This window comes from Paraburkholderia sp. AV2 (assembly GCF_054968425.1).
Map to the genome: position 1 here is coordinate 9,275 of NZ_JBANLK010000029.1, position 19,514 is coordinate 28,788.

The 19,514-nt window shown below is 67.3% G+C and carries 21 protein-coding genes; 16 read left to right on the forward strand and 5 right to left on the reverse strand.

Translation table 11 applies throughout. From position 1 onward, the window contains the following. Positions 1-210: 210 nt before the first annotated feature. Entirely contained in the window at positions 211-1,269 is a 1,059-nt protein-coding gene (locus tag V8683_RS19705; RefSeq protein ID WP_411190364.1) for a LacI family DNA-binding transcriptional regulator, read from the reverse strand. Positions 1,270-1,521: 252 nt separating this feature from the next. On the opposite strand from V8683_RS19705, the gene V8683_RS19710 reads away from it, so the two are divergent. Continuing rightward, positions 1,522-2,175 (forward strand): protein-L-isoaspartate O-methyltransferase family protein, encoded by a 654-nt coding sequence (locus tag V8683_RS19710; protein WP_411190365.1) that lies wholly within the window; start codon positions 1,522-1,524, stop codon positions 2,173-2,175. 77 nt (positions 2,176-2,252) lie between these two features. Beyond that, positions 2,253-2,576 carry a rhodanese-like domain-containing protein gene (locus tag V8683_RS19715; RefSeq protein WP_411190366.1) on the forward strand — a complete coding sequence of 108 codons (324 nt, stop codon included), beginning with the start codon at positions 2,253-2,255 and terminating at the stop codon, positions 2,574-2,576. A 6-nt stretch (positions 2,577-2,582) separates the two neighbouring features. Here the strand turns inward: V8683_RS19715 and V8683_RS19720 are convergent, their stop codons facing one another. After that, on the reverse strand, positions 2,583-2,714 hold the full coding sequence (locus V8683_RS19720) for a hypothetical protein (RefSeq protein ID WP_411190367.1): 132 nt from the start codon (positions 2,712-2,714) through the stop codon (positions 2,583-2,585). A 542-nt stretch (positions 2,715-3,256) separates the two neighbouring features. Between V8683_RS19720 and urtA the strand changes: the two genes are divergently transcribed. The 12 genes from urtA (at position 3,257) to ureG (ending at position 14,806) form a co-directional block, all read left to right on the forward strand. After that, entirely contained in the window at positions 3,257-4,555 is a 1,299-nt protein-coding gene (gene urtA, locus V8683_RS19725) for an urea ABC transporter substrate-binding protein (protein WP_411190368.1), read from the forward strand. 106 nt (positions 4,556-4,661) lie between these two features. Further along, complete coding sequence (gene urtB / locus V8683_RS19730) at positions 4,662-6,287, forward strand: urea ABC transporter permease subunit UrtB (RefSeq protein WP_411190594.1); 1,626 nt, start codon at positions 4,662-4,664, stop codon at positions 6,285-6,287. A 55-nt stretch (positions 6,288-6,342) separates the two neighbouring features. Then, positions 6,343-7,560 carry an urea ABC transporter permease subunit UrtC gene (urtC, locus tag V8683_RS19735; protein WP_411190369.1) on the forward strand — a complete coding sequence of 406 codons (1,218 nt, stop codon included), beginning with the start codon at positions 6,343-6,345 and terminating at the stop codon, positions 7,558-7,560. Next, positions 7,557-8,438 (forward strand): urea ABC transporter ATP-binding protein UrtD, encoded by an 882-nt coding sequence (gene urtD / locus V8683_RS19740; RefSeq protein WP_411190370.1) that lies wholly within the window; start codon positions 7,557-7,559, stop codon positions 8,436-8,438. Before urtC ends, urtD begins: the two co-directional genes overlap by 4 nt. A 63-nt stretch (positions 8,439-8,501) precedes the next feature. After that, positions 8,502-9,197, forward strand: coding sequence for an urea ABC transporter ATP-binding subunit UrtE (gene urtE / locus V8683_RS19745; protein ID WP_411190371.1), 696 nt, complete (start codon positions 8,502-8,504; stop codon positions 9,195-9,197). Positions 9,198-9,308: 111 nt separating this feature from the next. Beyond that, on the forward strand, positions 9,309-10,214 hold the full coding sequence (locus tag V8683_RS19750; protein WP_411190372.1) for an urease accessory protein UreD: 906 nt from the start codon (positions 9,309-9,311) through the stop codon (positions 10,212-10,214). 275 nt (positions 10,215-10,489) lie between these two features. After that, entirely contained in the window at positions 10,490-10,792 is a 303-nt protein-coding gene (gene ureA, locus V8683_RS19755) for an urease subunit gamma (RefSeq protein WP_411190373.1), read from the forward strand. A gap of 11 nt (positions 10,793-10,803) precedes the next feature. Then, positions 10,804-11,109: an urease subunit beta gene (locus V8683_RS19760; RefSeq protein ID WP_027796588.1), complete on the forward strand. Its 306-nt coding sequence runs from the start codon at positions 10,804-10,806 to the stop codon at positions 11,107-11,109. 40 nt (positions 11,110-11,149) lie between these two features. Further along, positions 11,150-12,856: an urease subunit alpha gene (gene ureC / locus V8683_RS19765; protein ID WP_411190374.1), complete on the forward strand. Its 1,707-nt coding sequence runs from the start codon at positions 11,150-11,152 to the stop codon at positions 12,854-12,856. A gap of 1 nt (position 12,857) precedes the next feature. After that, complete coding sequence (ureE, locus tag V8683_RS19770) at positions 12,858-13,466, forward strand: urease accessory protein UreE (protein WP_411190375.1); 609 nt, start codon at positions 12,858-12,860, stop codon at positions 13,464-13,466. Further along, positions 13,453-14,133: an urease accessory protein UreF gene (locus V8683_RS19775; protein WP_411190595.1), complete on the forward strand. Its 681-nt coding sequence runs from the start codon at positions 13,453-13,455 to the stop codon at positions 14,131-14,133. Before ureE ends, V8683_RS19775 begins: the two co-directional genes overlap by 14 nt. A 43-nt stretch (positions 14,134-14,176) precedes the next feature. Further along, positions 14,177-14,806, forward strand: coding sequence for an urease accessory protein UreG (ureG, locus tag V8683_RS19780; RefSeq protein ID WP_411190376.1), 630 nt, complete (start codon positions 14,177-14,179; stop codon positions 14,804-14,806). Between the two features lie 38 nt (positions 14,807-14,844). Here the strand turns inward: ureG and waaA are convergent, their stop codons facing one another. Genes waaA through waaC form a run of 3 tightly spaced genes read right to left on the reverse strand, consistent with a single transcriptional unit; the run spans position 14,845 to position 18,186 of the window. Then, positions 14,845-16,206 (reverse strand): lipid IV(A) 3-deoxy-D-manno-octulosonic acid transferase, encoded by a 1,362-nt coding sequence (waaA, locus tag V8683_RS19785; protein ID WP_411190377.1) that lies wholly within the window; start codon positions 16,204-16,206, stop codon positions 14,845-14,847. A gap of 52 nt (positions 16,207-16,258) precedes the next feature. After that, positions 16,259-17,143, reverse strand: coding sequence for a Kdo hydroxylase family protein (locus V8683_RS19790; protein ID WP_411190378.1), 885 nt, complete (start codon positions 17,141-17,143; stop codon positions 16,259-16,261). Positions 17,144-17,184: 41 nt separating this feature from the next. Further along, positions 17,185-18,186: a lipopolysaccharide heptosyltransferase I gene (gene waaC / locus V8683_RS19795; protein ID WP_411190379.1), complete on the reverse strand. Its 1,002-nt coding sequence runs from the start codon at positions 18,184-18,186 to the stop codon at positions 17,185-17,187. 122 nt (positions 18,187-18,308) lie between these two features. Between waaC and V8683_RS19800 the strand changes: the two genes are divergently transcribed. Both V8683_RS19800 and V8683_RS19805 read left to right on the forward strand, forming a co-directional pair. Further along, positions 18,309-19,223 (forward strand): hypothetical protein, encoded by a 915-nt coding sequence (locus tag V8683_RS19800; RefSeq protein ID WP_411190380.1) that lies wholly within the window; start codon positions 18,309-18,311, stop codon positions 19,221-19,223. 7 nt (positions 19,224-19,230) lie between these two features. Then, positions 19,231-19,446 (forward strand): tetratricopeptide repeat protein, encoded by a 216-nt coding sequence (locus V8683_RS19805; protein ID WP_462880667.1) that lies wholly within the window; start codon positions 19,231-19,233, stop codon positions 19,444-19,446. The last annotated feature ends 68 nt before the right edge of the window (positions 19,447-19,514 follow it).

Here is a 19,514-nt window from a genome sequence, read left to right on the forward strand (position 1 = left end):
CCCAACCCCCCCGGCCACGGCGGGGGGGGGGGCTGTTTTTTTTTAAAACCTAACCGTGTATTCGTCCGGTCGGGTGGGGGGGGGGGGGGGCCCCCCCCCCCCCGCTCCGCTGGTCCCCTCTGCTTGTACCGCTGCCCCGCTGCTACTCCTGACGCTACTCCTTGCGCTACACCTTGCCGGCCACGCGCGGACGCACGCCGCCGACCTGTCTCATCCGCTTTGCCGCACCACCAGCCGATGCGGCAGCAGCACGCCCGGCACGTTCGCATCCGGCACGGCGAGGCGCTGCAGCAACAGCCGCGCGGCCGTCTCGCCGAGTTCGCGCATCGGCTGCGCGACGGTCGTGAGCGGCGGGTCGACCTGCGCCGCGAGCGCGATATCGTCGAAGCCCACCACCGCCACGTCGTCCGGCACGCGCCGGCCGGCGCCGCGCAGGCCGTTGATCACGCCGACTGCGAGCGTGTCCGAGACCGCGAAAATCGCGTCCGGCGCCTCCGCTTGCCGCATGAGCGCCGCGGCGGCCTCGGCGCCCGCGCCGTAGTCGAGGCAGTTCACGTTCACGCGCCAGGCGTCGCGCGCCTCGAGCCCCGCCTGCGCGAGCGCGTCGAGGTAACCGTCGCGCCGCTGCTGCGCGTAGAGGTAATGCTCGTCCGAGTTGATGAGCGCGATGCGCCGCCGGCCGCGCGCGATCAAATGCCGCACGGCGTCGCGGGCGGCAAGGAAATTGTCGATGCCGACATACGGCACGCCCACGCCCGGATCGAACTCGCAGCACGCCACCCACGGCAGCGCCGTCGCCTCGGCCGCCGCCTGGTTGGCGTGCTGGACCGTCGCCGGGTCGAGGCAAATCGCGCCGTCCGCGCGATGGCGGCGCAGCAGGTCGAAGTAGCCGCGCTCGCGGCCCGCGTCGGCGCCCGTGTCGCACAACAGCGTGAAATAGCCGTGCTGGCGCGCAACGCCATCGATGCCGCGCACGATCTCCGCGTAAAACGGGTTGCCGAAGTCCGGCACCATCGTCAGCAGCAAGCGGCTCTCCGCCGTGCGCAGGTTGCGCGCGAGCTCGTTCACGCGGTAGCCGCTCGTCTCGATTTCGGCGAGCACGCGCTCGCGCGTGGCGGGCCGCACGTTCGCGTGGCCGTTGAGCACGCGCGAAACCGTCGCCACCGATACGCCCACGCGCGCCGCCACTTCCGCAATGGAGCCGCCGCGCTGCGCCCCTGCGTCGGGTTGCGCCGGGTCGGCGGGGTTGCGTCGGAGCTGGGCGGGCATGAGGTCGCGGGCGTCGGGCCGGCAAAAATGTAATCGATTACATTCTTGGTTCGAAACCCGCCAAACTTCAAGCTTCCCGAAGCCAGGATAAATACCGATGCGCGCCTGCGGCCCCGTCTGCGGTCCGCGAGGCGGCACGGCAAGGGGGTTTGATACAATCTCGCGAGCCGCCGGACGCCTTGCGTGGCGGGGTCCAAGCCGCGATCCGAACCGAATCCGAACCCGAATCGAACCACATAACGCCGAGTCACCATGAACATCGAACAAGCGCGTTTCAACATGATCGAACAGCAGATCCGTCCCTGGGAGGTGCTCGACCAGGACGTGCTCAACCTGCTTTCGATCGTCAAGCGTGAGCATTTCGTCCCCGCGGCCTACGTGGATCTCGCGTTCGTCGACTTCGAAGTTCCGCTGCCCAACGGTCAGCACATGCTGGCGCCGCGCGTCGAAGCGCGCGTGCTGCAGGAGCTTGCCGTGAAGAAGCACGAGAGCGTGCTGGAGATCGGCGCCGGCTCGGGCTATATGGCGGCGCTGCTCGCGTACCGCGCGCAGAAGGTGCTGACGGTGGAAATCGACCCGGAACTCGCCGAATTCGCGCGCGCGAACTTCGTCAAGAACAGCGTGCTCAACGCCGAGGTCGCGCTGGGCGACGGCGCGCGCGGCTGGGCTGCCAACGCGCCCTACGACGTGATCTGCGTCTCGGGCGGCCTGCCGGTCGTGCCGCAGGATCTGCTGGAGCAGCTGAAGGTGGGCGGCCGTCTGGCGGCCTTCGTCGGCACCGCGCCGGTGATGGAAGCGCAGATCATCACCCGCATCGACGAGAAGCAATACCGCATCGCCAGTGTGTTCGAGACCTACGTCGAGCCGCTGCAGAACGCCGTTCAACCGCCGCGCTTCAAGTTCTGAAGCCGCAGCCGTTCAGCCGGGCGGCTTCATTCAGTATCCGAAGCGCGGCCCGGCATTTCCACGATATCGAGTTTTCCATGCAGAACCTGACCGCTCCCGCTCTCGCCGAATGGCTCGCCGACACCTCGCGCGCCGCCCCTGTCCTGCTCGACGTGCGCGAGCCGTGGGAGATCGAAACGGCGAAGATCGCCGGCAGCACGTCGATCCCGATGCGCGAGATCCCCGCGCGCAGCGAGGAGCTCGACGACGAGGCGCAGATCGTCTGCGTGTGCCACCACGGCGCGCGCAGCGCCCAGGTGGCGATGTTCCTCGAATCGCGCGGCTACACCAAGGTGTTCAACCTGCAGGGCGGCATTGACGCATGGTCGCGCCAGGTCGACCCGACAGTCCCGACTTACTGATCCGCCTCACTCCTCCTGGCGCAGCACGAGCGCGGCCGTCGAGAAGATCTCCGCGATCTGCGCCTCGTCCGTGATCGGCGGCGGCGAGAACGCCGGAATGTCGCCCGTGCAGCGCGCGAGCACGCTCTTCGCGAGCACGTCCCTCTCGTAGCCGCGCAGAAACACCTCCCAGGCGCGCGCCCGGCGCGCCCTCGCGCGACTCCAGCCCCACACCGCCCACCGGGATACCGCCCACGCCCCCGCCGCGATAACCGCGCTCGCGCTGGATGAGTGCCCCGGGACGGGTGGCGCGCGTTCGCCGCATTCTGATCCGGCTCCCGCGTCCACGCTCATGCGAAACACCGGTGCTGCGCACCATGCCTGCGCAGCGGCGCACCCCTCTCGCGAACGACGCCCCCGCGTCTATGCACGAAGACTCAAGAACGCACTGCGAGGAGGCAAAGCGCCCGAACATGCGCTCTCGTGCACCACATTCGCCCCTTCCCAAACGGCTCACGCGCAACGGCATCGCGCCGCGCGCCTTGATGACTCGGCGCAATGCCGGTTCGATGCATCGGCCATGCGCTGGCACAAGGTTTGCAGAAGCCATCGCGCAAGACAACAGGCCACTCGACACCCGGCGCGTAACCAGATGCGCCGGCTTTCGCGACCTGACCCATCTCAACGCCAAGGGGAAAAGAATGAACCGTCGTAGTCTGTTGAAATTCGGAACCATGTCGGGCGCACTCGCCGCCGCGGGACGCATACCGCTCGCGCACGCGGACACCGACAGCGGCCCGATCAAGGTCGGCGTGCTGCACTCGCTGTCGGGCACGATGGCGATCTCCGAGACTTCGCTGAAAGACACGGCGCTGATGACCTTCGCCGAAATCAACGCTTCGGGCGGTGTGATGGGGCGCCAGATCGAGCCGGTCGTCGTCGATCCGGCCTCGAACTGGCCGCTCTTCGCGGAGAAGGCGCGCCAGTTGATCACGCAGGACAAGGTGGCGTGCGTGTTCGGCTGCTGGACCTCGGTGTCGCGCAAGTCGGTGCTGCCCGTTTTCGAGGAACTCAACGGGCTGCTGTTCTATCCCGTGCAGTACGAAGGCGAGGAAATGTCGCGCAACGTGTTCTACACGGGCGCGGCGCCCAACCAGCAGGCGATTCCCGCTACCGAATACCTGATGAGCAGCGAAGGCGGCGGCGCGAAGCGCTTCTTCCTGCTAGGCACCGACTACGTCTACCCGCGCACGACCAACAAGATCCTGCGCGCGTTCCTGCACTCGAAGGGCGTGCAGGATGCCGACATTCAGGAGGTCTACACACCGTTCGGCCACAGCGACTATCAAACGATCGTCGCCAACATCAAGACCTTCTCGCAGGGCGGCAAGACCTGCGTGATCTCGACCATCAACGGCGATTCGAACGTGCCGTTCTACAAGGAGCTCGGCAACCAGGGCCTCAAGGCCACCGACGTGCCCGTGGTGGCGTTTTCCGTGGGCGAGGAAGAGCTGCGCGGCATCGACACGAAGCCGCTCGTGGGCAATCTCGCGGCATGGAACTACTTCATGTCGCTGCGCAATCCCGAGAACGCGAAGTTCAAGGCGATGTTCGCCGACTGGGTGAAGAAGAACAATCTGCCCGGCGGCAGCAAGCGCGTAACCAACGACCCGATGGAAGCGACCTACGTCGGCATCCATATGTGGAAGCAGGCGGTCGAAAAGGCGAAGAGCACCGATGTCGACAAGGTGCGCGTGGCGATGATCGGCCAGCAGTTCAACGCGCCTTCGGGCTTCGTGCTGGAGATGGACGGCAACCACCATCTGCATAAGCCCGTGATGATCGGCGAAGTGCGCGCGGACGGCCAGTTCAACGTGGTATGGCGCACGAAAACGGCGATTCGCGCACAGCCGTGGAGCCCGTACATTGCGGGCAATCAGGGCAAGCCCGACGTGGTCAGCTCGATTCCCGGCTTCCTGAGCCGTCGCCGCGTGGCCTGATCTTGTCCGCGACTTTGCCTTCGGATCTGCCCGCTTCCTTCTGGAAGGACACGGCATGCGTGCCGTGTCCGCCGGCATCCGCCGGCCGTTCTCCCTGGTCCTGCCCATGAATCTTCGACCTTACCTGCGCGCGGCGGTCGTGACGGCGTCGCTCGTGTGCGCCTGCCCGGCCGCCTTTGCACTCGATGCGGCCGACGTCGCGCCGCTCGCCGGCGACGATTTCGATGCGAAGTCCGCCGCCATCGACAAGCTCATCGCGACGCACGACGCCGCCTCGCTCACGCTGCTGCAGGCGCTGGGCAGCGACGGTGTGCTCGCCACCGATGCCGGCGAGGTCCTGCTTCAGGACGAAAGCGGCAACGCTCGCGACGCCGTTACCGGCAAACCCGTCGAGGCTGGCGTGGCCCAGGCGGCCCAGCCCGTCACGCTCAACAACACGCTGCGCTCGAAGGTGGCCGGCGCGATCTCGGGCCTGCAGCTCGCCTCGCCCGATCTCGAAACGCGGCGCGCCGCCATCGCGGAACTGCTGAAGAATCCCGACCCGGCGATGAAGCCGATGATCGACGCCGCGCGCGCGAAGGAAACCGACCCGGCGCTCAGGAAACGCCTCGACGTGCTCTGGGCCATGACGGCCCTGCACAATCCCGACCCGGCCACGCGCCTCGAAGCGGCGAAGCTCGTGGCCGCGCGCCACGATCTCGACATGTACGAACTGCTGCGCCCGCTCGTCGCGAAGACCGCGACGGGCGCATGGGCCGAACCCGACGTCCAGGTCCGCGCCGCGGCGCAGTCGGGCATCGACGCGCTCGACTCGATCCAGCGCCGCAGCGAGATCTTCGGCACGCTGTTCGCCGGGCTCTCGCTCGGCAGCGTGCTGCTGCTCGCCGCGCTGGGCCTCGCGATCACCTACGGCCTGATCGGCGTCATCAACATGGCGCACGGCGAGTTCCTCATGATCGGCGCCTACGCCACCTATGTCGTGCAAACGCTCGTGCAGCGCTATGCGCCCGGCGCGTTCGACTGGTACCCGCTCTTCGCGATTCCCGTCTCGTTCGTCGCCGCCGCGCTCGTGGGCGCCGTGATCGAGCGGCTCGTGATCCGCCATCTCTACGGACGCCCGCTCGAAACGCTGCTCACCACCTTCGGCATCAGCCTGATCCTCATCCAAGCTACGCGCACGATCTTCGGCGCGCAGAACGTGGAGGTTTCGAATCCCTCGTGGATGAGCGGCGGTGTAACCGTCATGCAGAACCTCATCCTCCCGTACAACCGCCTCGCGATTCTCGCGTTTTCGCTGATCGTCGTGGGCATGGCGTGGACCGTGCTCACGAAGACGCGCCTCGGCCTCTTCGTGCGCGCCGTCACGCAGAACCGCCGCATGGCCGCGTGCGTGGGCGTGAGGACCGCGCGCGTCGATGCCTGGGCCTTCGCGTTCGGCGCGGGCATTGCGGGGCTTGGCGGCTGCGCGCTCTCGCAGATCGGCAACGTCGGTCCCGATCTCGGCCAGAACTACATCATCGACTCGTTCATGGCCGTGGTGCTGGGCGGCGTGGGCCAGATCGCGGGCACGGTGGTGGGCGGCTTCGGCCTCGGGCTCGTCAGCAAGGCCATCGAACCGTTCTGGGGCGCGGTGCTCGCGAAGATCGCGGTGCTCGTGCTGATCGTGCTCTTCATCCAGAAGCGACCGCAGGGCCTCTTCGCCCTGAAGGGCCGCAGCGCGGAGGCATCATGAAACGACCCCCGCGTTCCCTGCGGTCACTCTCGCGGGCGGCCCAGCGAGTACCCACATGACGACAGCCACCTCCACCACCCACGCCCCCTACGGCGCACCCACGCCGCAACGCGGCGACGGCGCCGAGACCTTCGCGCTCGGCCTGCCCGCGCGTCCGCCGCTGCTCTCGCGCGGCGCGTGGCTCGCGCTCATTGCGCTCGTCATCGCCATCGGCGTGGGCGTGCCGCTGTGTGCGCTCGTGCTGCCGCAGTCGAGCGCGTTCCATCTCTCCGACTATGCGATGACGCTCGCCGGCAAGCTCATGTGCTACGCGATCGCCGCGCTCGCGCTCGATCTCGTGTGGGGCTACTGCGGCATCCTCAGTCTTGGCCACGGCCTCTTCTTCGCGCTCGGCGGCTACGCCATCGGCATGTACCTGATGCGCGAGATCGGCCACGACGGCAAGTACGGCAGCGACCTGCCCGACTTCATGGTGTTTCTCGACTGGCACCAGTTGCCGTGGTACTGGCAAGGCACGCAGCACCTCTGGTACGCACTCCTGCTCGTCGTGCTTGCGCCCGCCGTGCTCGCCTGGGTATTCGGCTTCTTCACGTTCCGCTCGCGCGTGAAGGGCGTCTACCTCTCGATCATCACGCAGGCCATGACGTTCGCGGCCATGCTGTTCTTCTACCGCAACGAAACGGGCTTCGGCGGCAACAACGGCTTCACCGACTTCAAGCGCATCGCGGGTTTCCCCATCACGCATCCGGGCACGCGCACGGTGCTCTTCCTCATGACCTTCGCCACGCTCGTGCTCGCGTTCCTCGGAGCGCGCGCGATCGTCACCTCGAAGCTCGGCCGTGTCGTGACCGCCGTGCGCGACGGCGAAACGCGCCTCATGTTCCTCGGCTACAGCCCGCTCGGCTACAAGCTCTTCATCTGGACGCTTTCGGCCGCGCTGTGCGGCATCGCCGGCGCGCTCTACGTGCCGCAGGTGGGCATCATCAACCCGAGCGAGATGTCGCCGGGCAACTCCATCGAAATGGCGATCTGGGTGGCCGTGGGCGGACGCGGCACGCTCATCGGCCCGATCATCGGCGCCTTTGCCGTGAATGGCGCGAAGAGCTTCTTCACCGCCTATTTCGCGGAGTACTGGCTGTTCTTCCTCGGCCTCATCTTCGTGCTCGTGCCGCTCCTGTTGCCGAACGGCATCATGGGCCTCGCTGAACGCCTGACCGAGCGCCTGACCGAACGCCTGACGAAGGGCAACGACACGCCCGGGAGCGGCGCATGAACGGCCACGCCATCCTCAACGATCCGCTCGGCCACAACCCGTTCGACGCCGCCGAAGATCACGACCGGCCCACGCTCTCGGGCGTGGCCGAACTGGGTCACGTGGTCGAGCCGGGCACGATCGACACTTCGCACGGCACGATCCTCTATCTGGAGGACGTGACCGTGAGCTTCGACGGCTTTCGCGCGCTCAACAGGCTCACGCTCTCGATCGACGTGGGCGAGCTGCGCTGCGTGATCGGCCCGAACGGCGCGGGCAAGACGACGATGATGGACGTCATCACGGGCAAGACCGAACCCGACGCGGGCAAGGTGTTCCTCGGCCAGACGCTCGACCTCACGCGCATGAACGAGCCGGCGATCGCGCGCGCGGGCATCGGCCGCAAGTTCCAGAAGCCCACGGTGTTCGAGCAGCACCCGGTGTGGGAAAACCTCGAACTCGCGATGAAGGCCGACAAGGGCTGGTTCGCCTCGCTGCGCGCGCGGCTGGGGCGCGAAGCGCAGGCAAAGATCGAGGAAACGCTGGAGGTGATCCGCCTGGAAGGCGACGCGCGGCGGCTCGCGGGCGAGCTCTCACATGGGCAGAAACAGCGCCTCGAGATCGGCATGCTGCTCATGCAGCGCCCCGCCTTGCTGCTGCTCGACGAACCGGCCGCCGGCATGACCGACGACGAGACGATGGAACTCGCCGCGCTCCTGAACCGCCTGCGCGGCAGCTGCTCGATGATGGTGGTCGAGCACGACATGGAGTTCGTCGCGGCGCTCGCGGGCGCAACCGGGCGCGTGACCGTGATGGCCGAAGGCAGCGTGCTGGCCGAGGGTACGCTCGAAAGCGTCAAGCGCGACGAGACGGTGATCGAATCGTATCTGGGCCGCTAGCGCGGCATAAGGCGTAGAACAAGCCGTGGAATAAGCGGTGGAACAAGCACGACAGGCATCGACATGCTGACTATCGAATCGTTGAACCAGTATTACGGCGGCAGCCACATCCTTCGCAACGTCTCGATGACGGTGCCGGAAGGCAAGCTCACGGTGCTGCTCGGGCGTAACGGCGTAGGCAAGACGACGCTTCTGCGCTGCCTGATGGGCGTTGTGCACGCAAAAAGCGGCGCGATCGCCTGGAACGGCCAGGCACTCACGAAACTGCCCACGTGGGCGCGCGTGGCGAACGGGCTCGCCTATGTGCCGCAGGGGCGCGATATTTTCCCGAGGCTCACGGTGGAGGAAAACCTGCTCGTGGGTGCCGCCAGCAAGAAGCGCGCGCCGTCGAAGGTGCCCGAGCACATCTACCGGCTTTTTCCGGTGCTCGAAGACATGAAGGCGCGCCGCGGCGGCGACCTCTCGGGAGGCCAGCAGCAGCAGCTCGCGATCGGCCGCGCGCTGATGAGCGAGCCGCAACTGCTGATCCTCGACGAGCCCACCGAAGGCATCCAGCCTTCGATCATCCAGGACATCGGGCGCACGCTGCGCCAGCTCGTCGAGGAGATGCAGATGACCGTGCTGCTCGTCGAGCAGTACTACGATTTCGCGCGGGCCATCGCCGACCGTTATTGGGTGATGAGCCGCGGCGAGATCGTGACGGGGGGCGAAGGCGCGGACATGGACGCGGATGGGGTGCGGACGCTGATTACGGTTTGAAGGACTGAGGGGCCTGAGGGGCGGGCTGAAGACGGGCCTGCTCATGCAGCGGGCCATGCTATCCTCGACGCCACCTGATCCCACCCCGGCCCGCTCGCGCCGGCCTCCAGCATGTCGCTCCACGAAGACCACTCGACGCTCGCCCCCCGCACCTCCACGCCTCAAGAATGGCTCGCCCGCCTCGAACTCGGCTTCGCGCGCCAGGGGGCCCGCACGACGCTCGCGCATCGGCGACATACCGGACCGCTGCGCGTGCAGCGTCCGCTCTATCCCGAAGGCGACGCGATCTGCCACGCGGTGATCGTGCATCCGCCGGCGGGCATTGCGGGCGGCGACCGACTCGACATCGACGTGAACGTCGGCGCGCAGACCCATGCGGTACTGACCACGCCGGGCGCGACGAAGTGGTACAAGTCGAACGGCCGCGTGGCGCGCCAGCGTATCGCGATTCATGTTCACGACGAAGCGAAGCTCGACTGGCTGCCGCAGAACAACCTGATCTTCGACCACGCTCACGCCGAACTCGACTTCTCGCTCACGCTCGGCGCGAACGCCACGGCGATCGGCTGGGACGCCGTGCAACTGGGCCGGCAAGCGGCGGGCGAGCGCTGGTCGGCGGGCATGCTGCGCTCGATTGCGCGCATCGCGCGGGCCGCGCCCGATGACGCGAACGGCAACGACGCCAGCGACCTGCTCTGGTTCGAACGCGCCCTCGTCGATGCCGCCGATTCCCTGCGCGACGCGCCGCAGGGGCTGGCCGGCTATCCGGCATTCGGCGTGCTGTGGGCCGTGAGCCCCGCCTGCGACGACGCGCTCGCGCAGCAGCTCGCGGCCACCCTGCCGTTTGACGCCGCCGTGCGCGGCGGCGCAAGCTGCGTTTGCCCGGGCGTGCTCGTGGTGCGGGTGCTCGCCCGCTCGATGGAGCCGCTGCAACAGCAGCTCACGCGCTGCTGGACGACCCTGCGGCCGCTCGTGCATGGCGTCGAGGCGGCGCCGCTGAGGCTCTGGACGACCTGATCCTCATGCATCGTTGTAGCGCAGCCGCGCACCACGTTGCAGCGCGATAACGCCGTGAGGGTGCGCGAAAGCCTCGCAAATGGTGCGTCCCCTTCATTGGCACGCACCTTGCTGTGCCGTTGTGCTGCCCCCTCGTTGCCCCTTTCGTTGCCCTTTTGTCCCGGGCCAGTTCGTTGCAATGCTTCCGTAAATGGCTTCCGGTATGCTCGCGCGAGAATGATCCGAGGCAAACCCGCGGCCCGGCGGCGCGCCGGACGCCCAACCGACCTGGAACGATGAAGCTCACGCCACGCGAGAAAGACAAGCTCCTGATCTTCACCGCCGCGCTGCTCGCCGAAAGGCGTCGCGCGCGCGGCCTCAAGCTCAACTACCCCGAGGCGGTGGCGTTCATCAGCGCCGCGCTCATGGAAGCCGCCCGCGACGGCAAGACCGTCGCCGAGGTCATGCACTACGGCACGACGCTGCTCACGCGCGACGAAGTGATGGAAGGCGTGCCGGAAATGATCCCCGACATCCAGGTGGAAGCGACGTTTCCCGACGGCACGAAGCTCGTGACCGTCCATCACCCGATTCCGTGAGGAAGACGCCCATGATCCCAGGCGAGATGCTGATCGACGACGGCGAAATCGAACTGAACGCCGGACGCGAGACCCTCACCGTGACGGTGGCCAACACCGGCGACCGGCCCGTGCAGATCGGCTCGCATTTCCACTTCTACGAAGTCAACGACGCGCTCTCGTTCGACCGCGAGGCCGCGCGCGGCTTTCGCCTGAACATCGCCGCGGGCACAGCCGTGCGCTTCGAACCGGGCCAGGAGCGCACCGTCGAACTCGTGGCGCTGGCCGGCGAGCGCGCCGTCTACGGCTTCAACGGCAAGGTGATGGGCCCGCTCTGAGCGCATCGCGCCCGCGTCCCGAATCCATCAGGAATCCGATATGACATTGAAAATCGGCCGCCGCGCCTATGCGGAGATGTTCGGCCCCACCACCGGCGACCGCGTGCGCCTCGCCGACACCGAGCTCATCATCGAAGTCGAGCGCGACTACACGGTCTATGGCGACGAAGTGAAATTCGGCGGCGGCAAGGTGATTCGCGACGGCATGGGCCAGTCGCAGCGCCTCGCAGCCGAGGTGGCGGACACGGTCATCACGAACGCCGTGATCGTCGATCACTGGGGCATCGTGAAGGCCGACATCGGCATCAAGGACGGACGCATCTGGAAGATCGGCAAGGCCGGTAACCCCGACGTGCAGCCTGCCGTGACGATCCCCATCGGCGCTTCGACCGAAGTGATCGCGGGCGAAGGGCAGATCGTGACGGCGGGCGGCATCGACACGCACATCCACTTCATCAGCCCGCAGCAGATCGACGAGGCGCTCGCCTCGGGCGTGACGACGATGCTCGGCGGCGGCACGGGCCCCGCCACCGGCACCAACGCCACCACCTGCACGCCGGGCCCGTGGCACATGGAGCGCATGCTGCAGGCGGCAGACGGCTGGCCAATCAACCTCGGCTTCCTCGGCAAGGGCAACGTGAGCCTGCCCAGGCCCGCCGAAGAGCAGATCGCGGCGGGTGCGATCGGCCTGAAGCTGCACGAGGACTGGGGCTCGACGCCGGCCGCCATCGACAACTGCCTGACGGTGGCCGACGCCACCGACACGCAGGTCGCCATCCACACCGACACGCTCAACGAATCGGGCTTCGTAGAAGCGACCGTCGCGGCCTTCAAGGGCCGCACGATCCACACGTATCACACGGAAGGCGCGGGCGGCGGCCACGCCCCCGACATCATCAAGGTGTGCGGCGAGGCGAACGTACTGCCCTCCTCGACCAACCCCACGCGCCCGTACACGGTCAACACGCTCGACGAACACCTCGACATGCTGATGGTCTGCCATCACCTCGATCCGTCGATTGCCGAGGACATCGCGTTCGCCGAGTCGCGCATCCGCCGCGAGACGATCGCCGCCGAAGACATCCTGCATGACCTCGGGGCGCTTTCGATGCTTTCGTCGGACTCCCAGGCGATGGGCCGCGTGGGCGAGGTCATCATCCGCACGTGGCAAACCGCGCACAAAATGAAGGTGCAGCGCGGCGCACTGCCCGGCGACAGCGCCCGCCACGACAACTTCCGCGTGAAGCGCTACGTCGCGAAGTACACGATCAACCCGGCCATCACGCACGGCATCGCGCACGAAGTGGGCTCGATCGAACCCGGCAAATGGGCCGACCTCGTGTTCTGGGAGCCTGCGTTCTTCGGCATCAAGCCTTCGCTGATCCTCAAGGGCGGCATGATCGCCCTCGCCCAGATGGGCGATCCGAACGCCTCGATCCCCACACCGCAGCCGGTCCATTACCGCGAGATGTTCGCCACGCGTGGCCAGGCACTCGCCCGGACCTCGCTCACGTTCGTCTCCCAGCTCGCGCTCGATCAGGGCGTGGCGGAGCGATATGGCCTGCAAAAGCGCGTGGTGGCCGTGCGCGGCTGCCGCAACGTGACGAAGGCCGACATGATCCACAACGCGTGGCAGCCGGCGATCACCGTCGACCCCGAGACTTATCAGGTCGTCGCGGACGGCCAGTTGCTCACCTGCGAACCTGCCACGGTGCTGCCGATGGCACAGCGTTATTTCCTCTTCTAGCATGCGAACGATAGACAAACGACTCACCGCGAAGCTCGCACCGGTTCTCGTGCGGCGCGCGCCCACGCTCACGCTGCCCTATGACGCGCGCTGCAAGAGCCGCCTCGCCGCCACGCTCGACACGGGCGAGGAAGTGGGCGTCGTGCTGCCGCGCGGCACGGTGCTGCGGGACGGCGACGTGCTCGTTGCCGACGACGGCGGCCTCGTGCGCGTGATCGCCGCGGCCGAAAGCGTGCTGCTCGTGCGCGCGCCGGATCGCCTCACGCTCACGCGCGCCGCGTATCACCTCGGCAACCGTCACACGCCGGTCGAAGTGGGCACGGACGAACTGAAGCTCGAAGCGGACCCCGTGCTCGAAGACATGCTCAAGCGCCTCGGCGCGCAGGTCGAGCGCGCGACGCTGCCGTTCCAGCCCGAAGCCGGCGCTTATGGCGGCGGCCACCGGCATGGCCACGACGAAACCTTCGCGGACGACTATGCGCTCGCCCAGCGCGTGTACGACGAGCATCATGGCCACGGGCATTCGCACGATCACGGGCACGACCACGTCCACGGCCCCGACTGCGGGCACGACCACGGCCACGAGCACCACGGCCATGCGCATCGCTGAACTCACCGCGCTGCTGCACCTTGCATCACCCGCACTGCCGATCGGCGCCTTCAGCTACTCGCAGGGGCTGGAGACGGCTATCGACGCGCATCTCGTCGAAAACGCCGACGACGCCGCGCGCTGGATCGAGAGCGGACTCGCAAATGTCCTGGCGCCGGGCGAGCTGCCGTTCGTCGCGCATCAGCTCGAACGCTGGCGCACGCACGATGCAGCCGCGCTGATCGAAGCGAATACGGAATTCGTCGCGAGCCGCGAGTCGGCGGAACTGCGCCGCGAGACCTCGCAGATGGGCTGGTCGTTGCGACAGCTTTGCGCGCAACTCGAATGGGGCGACGCCGAGCGCCTTGCCACGCTCGAACGCATGGCGCCGGTGGCGCAGCCCAGCGCGTGGGCCTATGCCGCATGGGCGCACGGCGCCGCGCCCGACGCGGCGCTCGCGGCCTATGCTTTCAGTTGGGCCGAGAACCAGACGGCGGCCGCGCTCAAGGCCGTGCCGCTCGGCCAGGTCGCGGGACAGCGCATCCTCGTCGCACTGCGCCCCGTCATCGAGGCGGCCGTCGCCCGCGCGCTCGCCACGCCGCCCGACGCGATCAACACGTTCGCGCCGCAGCTCGGCATCCTCAGTGCACGACACGAATCGCAATACTCGCGGCTTTTCCGCTCTTAGCTTCGGACTACGGAAAAAACAGGAAATAAACAGGAACACCCGGATGAACATCAAGCGCACAAAGAAACTGCCGCCGCTACGCGTTGGCGTAGGTGGTCCGGTAGGATCCGGCAAAACCACGCTGCTCGAAATGCTCTGCAAGGCCATGCGCGAGCGCTACGACCTCGTCGCCATCACCAACGACATCTACACGAAGGAGGATCAGCGCCTCCTGACCGTCGCAGGCGCGCTGCCCGCCGAGCGCATCATGGGCGTCGAGACCGGCGGCTGCCCGCACACGGCGATCCGCGAAGACGCCTCGATCAACCTCGAGGCCGTGGACCAGATGCTCGCGCGCTTTCCCGACGCGGACATCGTGTTCATCGAGTCGGGCGGCGACAACCTCGCGGCCACCTTCAGCCCCGAGCTTTCCGACCTCACGATCTACGTGATCGACGTGGCGGGCGGCGAGAAGATACCGCGCAAGGGCGGCCCCGGCATCACGAAGTCGGACCTGCTCTTGATCAACAAGACCGATCTGGCGCCGCTCGTGGGCGCGAACCTCGACGTAATGGCCTCGGATGCGAAGAAGATGCGCGGCGAGCGCCCGTTCGTGATGTGCAACCTGAAAGCGCTGGAGGGGCTCGATCAGGTGGTCGCGTTCATCGAGAAGAAGGGGTTGCTTGCGGCGTGAATCCGGTGGCCTGAGGTTCGCGGCCTCAGGCCCAGTGCTCAGACGTCGAGCGAAGCCCCCGATGAAGAGGATGACGAAGCAGACGAAGAAGCGGACTCCGGCAACAGCGTCATGAGCACGTCCACCGTGCGCGCCGTCGCCCCGCGATGGCGCGCCGCAAAGGCAGCGGCCGCCCCCCCCATCGCCACGCGCCGCGGCTTGTCTTCGAAGAGCGCACGCAACGTCCGCGCGAGATCCGCGGGATCCTGCACCTGCAGCGCCGCACCGGCCGCGACGGCGTCGGCAGTGGCCTGCGTGAAGTTGAACACGTGCGGGCCGATCAGCACGGGCACGCCCACGGCGCAAGCCTCGATCAGGTTCTGGCCGCCGAGCGGCAACAAGCTGCCGCCGATGAACGCCAGATCCGCGGCAGCGTAGTACGCGCCCATCTCCCCCATCGAGTCGCCCAGCAGCACCTTCACGTCCGGCGGCAGCGCACGCGGGCTCTCGTGCGACGGCGCCGCCGCAGCCGCGGCGCTCGCGGCCCACTGCGAGCGCCGCGCGAGCTCGAGGTCCTTGCGCACGATCAGCGCGGCCACTTCGTCGAAACGCTGCGGATGCCGCGGCACGAGAATCAGCAAGGCGTCGTCGAGCCCGAGCGCCGCGAACGCCTGCAGCACGAGTTCCTCTTCGCCCTCGCGCGTGCTGGCCGCAACCCAGACGGGCCGCGCGCCGATCGCGCGGCGCCACTCATGGCCGCGTGCGACGAGTTCCGGCGGGCTCGCCATGTCGAACTTCAGATTGCCGAGCACGGCGACGTTGCGCGCGCCCAGGGCGCTCAGCCGTTCGGCGTCCGATGGGCTTTGCGCAAGCACACGGGTAAAGCCGCCGAACACCTCTTTCGCCGCCGCGCCGAACTTCGCCGCCCGCTTGTACGAACGCGCCGACATGCGCGCGTTGGTCAGCACGAGCGGCACGTCGGCGCGCCGGCATTCGTCGATGAGCGTAGGCCAGACCTCGGTCTCCATCACGAGCCCGAGCGAGGGCCGCCACGCGCGCAGAAAGCGGCGCACCGCCTGCGGCGTGTCGTAAGGCAGATAGCAGCGCAGCACGCGGTTGCCGAACAGTTGCTCTCCCGCGGCGCGGCCGCCGGGCGTCATGTGCGTGAGCAGCACGCGCGCATCGGGCCGTGCCGCGATCAGCGCATCGACGAGCGGCTGCGCCGCCCGCGTCTCGCCCACCGAAACCGCATGCACCCAGATGAGCGGCGCGCCGTCCTCCGGCAGGCGCCCCGCCGAGTAGCCGAACCGTTCGCCGATATGCTCGCGATAACCATGCTCGCGCCGCGACCGGATGAAAAGCCGCAGCACGGCGAGCGGCGCGACGAGCCACCAGGCCGCACGATAGACGGCCCTCAGCATCGGGCCTCCACCGCCATGGCGCAAAGCATGGGGTGCATGAGGATACGCGCGCTCAAACGAGTTCCTTGCCCTTGAGGCGTTCGAGAATGCCGAGCGGCGCCCAGTCTGGGTGCACCATGCCCTTCACCGGCAGGAAGAAGGTCTGCTCCATCATGAACTGGCCGGACATCACCGCATGCGAGGTGTGATCGGAGAAGCACACCCAGACGCTGCCCGGCGGAAAGCCGATGGTCTCCTGCGGGCTCGACTTCTGGTAGTCGAGGTCGGCCTTCATGCCGTCGTGCAGATGCAGCATCAGATGGTCGTACTCGCTGCGCGGCGACTTCGTGATGTGCAGCAGATGCTGCAGCCACGCCGAGCCCGGCATCTGCGCCTTGATCTGCGGAAGAAAGCGCTTCGCCATGTCCTCGAAGGGTTCGCCCACGCGCCACACGCGCGGCGCGCCATTCGGGTTCACGTTCGTGAAGACGCGCAGGATGCGCTCGCCGTAGTTGGGGCGCGACGGAAACGCGTCCACGTGCAGGCGCGAATCGTCCTTGCGCCACGAGGTCTGACGCGTTTCCACCTGATGCAGGCGCAGGCTGGTCGGCGCGACGCGCAGCTTGCCGTCGTACTCGGGAAAAAGGCCGTCGACGAGCGTGCGCGCGCAGGTCTGGTAGCGCGCGATGAGCGCGCGCACGGCCGACTGCGTAACCGCGTCGCCCAGTACGCCATGCAGCGCGCCGCCGTTCGGGTCGAGGCTGATGTTCTTGCGCTTGGGGTCGGCAATGGCCGGGTCGAGCAGCGCGCGCTCGCCGCCTTCCACCGGAAACGTCAGGTTCGGAAAGTACAGCACCTTGCCCTGCTCGACGGCATCGAGCAGCGTCTCGCGCGGCCGCGAAAGCTGCTGGCCGTGCCAGTCGCCGGACGTGATTTCGATGATCTGGGATTCGTTCATGGTCGCCCCTGGAAGCGGTGGATCGGGTGACGATCGGGTGACTACAGCAGCCCAAAGCCGGCCAGCGCGGTCTTGACCTGCGCGAGCGTCGGCGGCTGGCCGGCGGTGCCCAGGTTGGTGATGTTCGGCGACCAGTAGCCGCCCGTCCGCCAAGCGGTCGCGAAATTGTACAACTCGACGGTCGGCCGCTTGAGCGCCGCCGCGATGTGGACGAGACCTGTGTCAACCCCCACGGTCGCCGCTGCGCCGTCGATCAGGCCCACCACGGCGGGCAACGAGAGCTTCGGCGGCACGATGGCCGCCTCGCCGAACTCGCGCGCAAGGCGCTCGCTCGTGGCGCGCTCCGCGTCGTTGCCCCAGGGCAGCACGAGCGAGGCGCCGCGCCGCACGAGCGCCTGGCCCAGCTCGATCCAGCTGGCGTCGGGCCATTGCTTGTCGGCACGGGACGTGGCGTGCACGAATACGACGTAGGGGACCGGCAGGTTCAGGCCGACGCCCGCCAGCGTCTGGGCCGCGCGCGCGGTGTCGAGGCCGAAGTCGATGTCGTCGGCAGGCTGGGGCGGCGGCTCGTTCAGCGCCGCCGCGACCAGTTGCCGGGTGCGCTCGACCACATGAGTACGCGGCTCGATGCGGATCGACCGGTCGTAGAAGAAGCGCACGGGCCATTCGTAGCCCGCGCCTTCCGTCCGGTTGCCGAGGCCTACGAGCGGGCCACGGGCCCAGCTTGCCACCCAGGCCGTCTTGATGAGGCCCTGGCAGTCGATCACGAGGTCGTACTTCTCGGCCGCGAGCGCGCGGCGAAACGCGCCGATCTCGCGCCAGTTGGCGGCTGAAAAAAGGCCCTTGCGCCAGCGGCGCAGCGAAAATGGAATCGCGCGACGCACGCCCTGCACGAGTTCGACGAGCGACGCGAAGCTTTCCTCGACGAGCCAGTCGATCTGCGCGTCGGGATGCCGCCGCCGGATGTCGGCGATCGCGGGCATGTTGTGGACGACGTCGCCCAGCGACGATACGCGCACGATGAGGATTTTTTGCACGCTCAAGAGAGAAATACCGGCGAACTGCGCCGAAAGATGCGTTAAAGGTTCGTGATTCTAGCGCGAGCGGGCGCGCCGTCGGGCAAAAGCAACGGGGGCGCCGCGCGCGGCTCGCGGAGCGTGTCCTCGTGCGGCAGAGGCCAGCGCGACGCCGCTTCCGCCACCGGGCCCTGCCCGTCGCCGGCCGTGCCATCGTGCCCATGTACAATTACGGTGCCCAGGTGGCCAAACCCACGGCCCAGGCCCACGGGGCCGAAACCCAGGCGGCCAAACCCGAAACGAACACCAGGTATGCGCCAATGAAGTCCTTTATTTTCTGCACGAGCTACATCAAAGACCGGGATGCCTGGACACACCGGTACCAGAGATGGCTGCATTACTACGACAAAATGCCCATCGTTGCAGAAAAGAAAATCATGATCGATGACGGGTCTCCGTTTTCCCCGCCACGCGAGGAAATCGAGGTCGTTCATCACTCGGACGATATCGCGCAGAGCAGTGCCCGCAATCTGCTGGTTCGCTTCGACGATAATCTCGGACGACAAAGCCTTTCGGCCTACCCTGGCTGGTGGCGCAGCTTTCTGCACTCGCTCGAGATCGCCAAAAATCTGGGCGCGGACAAAATAATCCACATCGAATCCGACGCCTATATTTTGAGCCGGCGGCTCGTGGACTTCATCAATAACGTCGACTCCGGGTGGCATGTGCTCTGGGCGCAGCGATACGCCTTGCCGGAAACGGCGATTCAGGTGATATGCCGCGATCAGTTTCCGGCATTCGAACGGTTCAAAAACGAATCAGACGAATTGATCCAGCAGGACATTGCGGAAAGACTGCTGCCGTTCACATCGGTCGGCAAGCAGTTCAAGGGGGATCGTTACAGCGAATTCAAGCGAAACCGGGGGATTTTTCGTTCGCAGAAATTCAACCGCATCCCGCTCTTTCAGCATGATTTTTTCTGGGAGCCGATCCCGGACGATGCGGATTTTGCGACCCAGGTGGTAGGCCGGCAAAAAGTCGAGTTTCGTTCGCAAGCGGCCTAGTCGTCCCATGTCCCGCCCCCTCATCAACCTGAACGAAACCTTCCAGCGGGCGCAGGCCCTGCTGCGGCAGGGGCAGCACGCAGACGCCGAGGCCTGCCTGCAGCAGATCCTGCAGGCCGATCCCGCGCATGCCGACGCGTTGCATGCAAACGCGCTGTTGCGTCGCGCCGGCGGGGACCCTGCCGGGGGGGCGCCAAGGGGCCGTCGCGCCCTAGGCGGTTAGGCCCCAACGGGGGTGTTTCACGCGGCTGTAGGCCGCGCCCAGCACGCCGAGGGCCCGGCCCCCGGCCC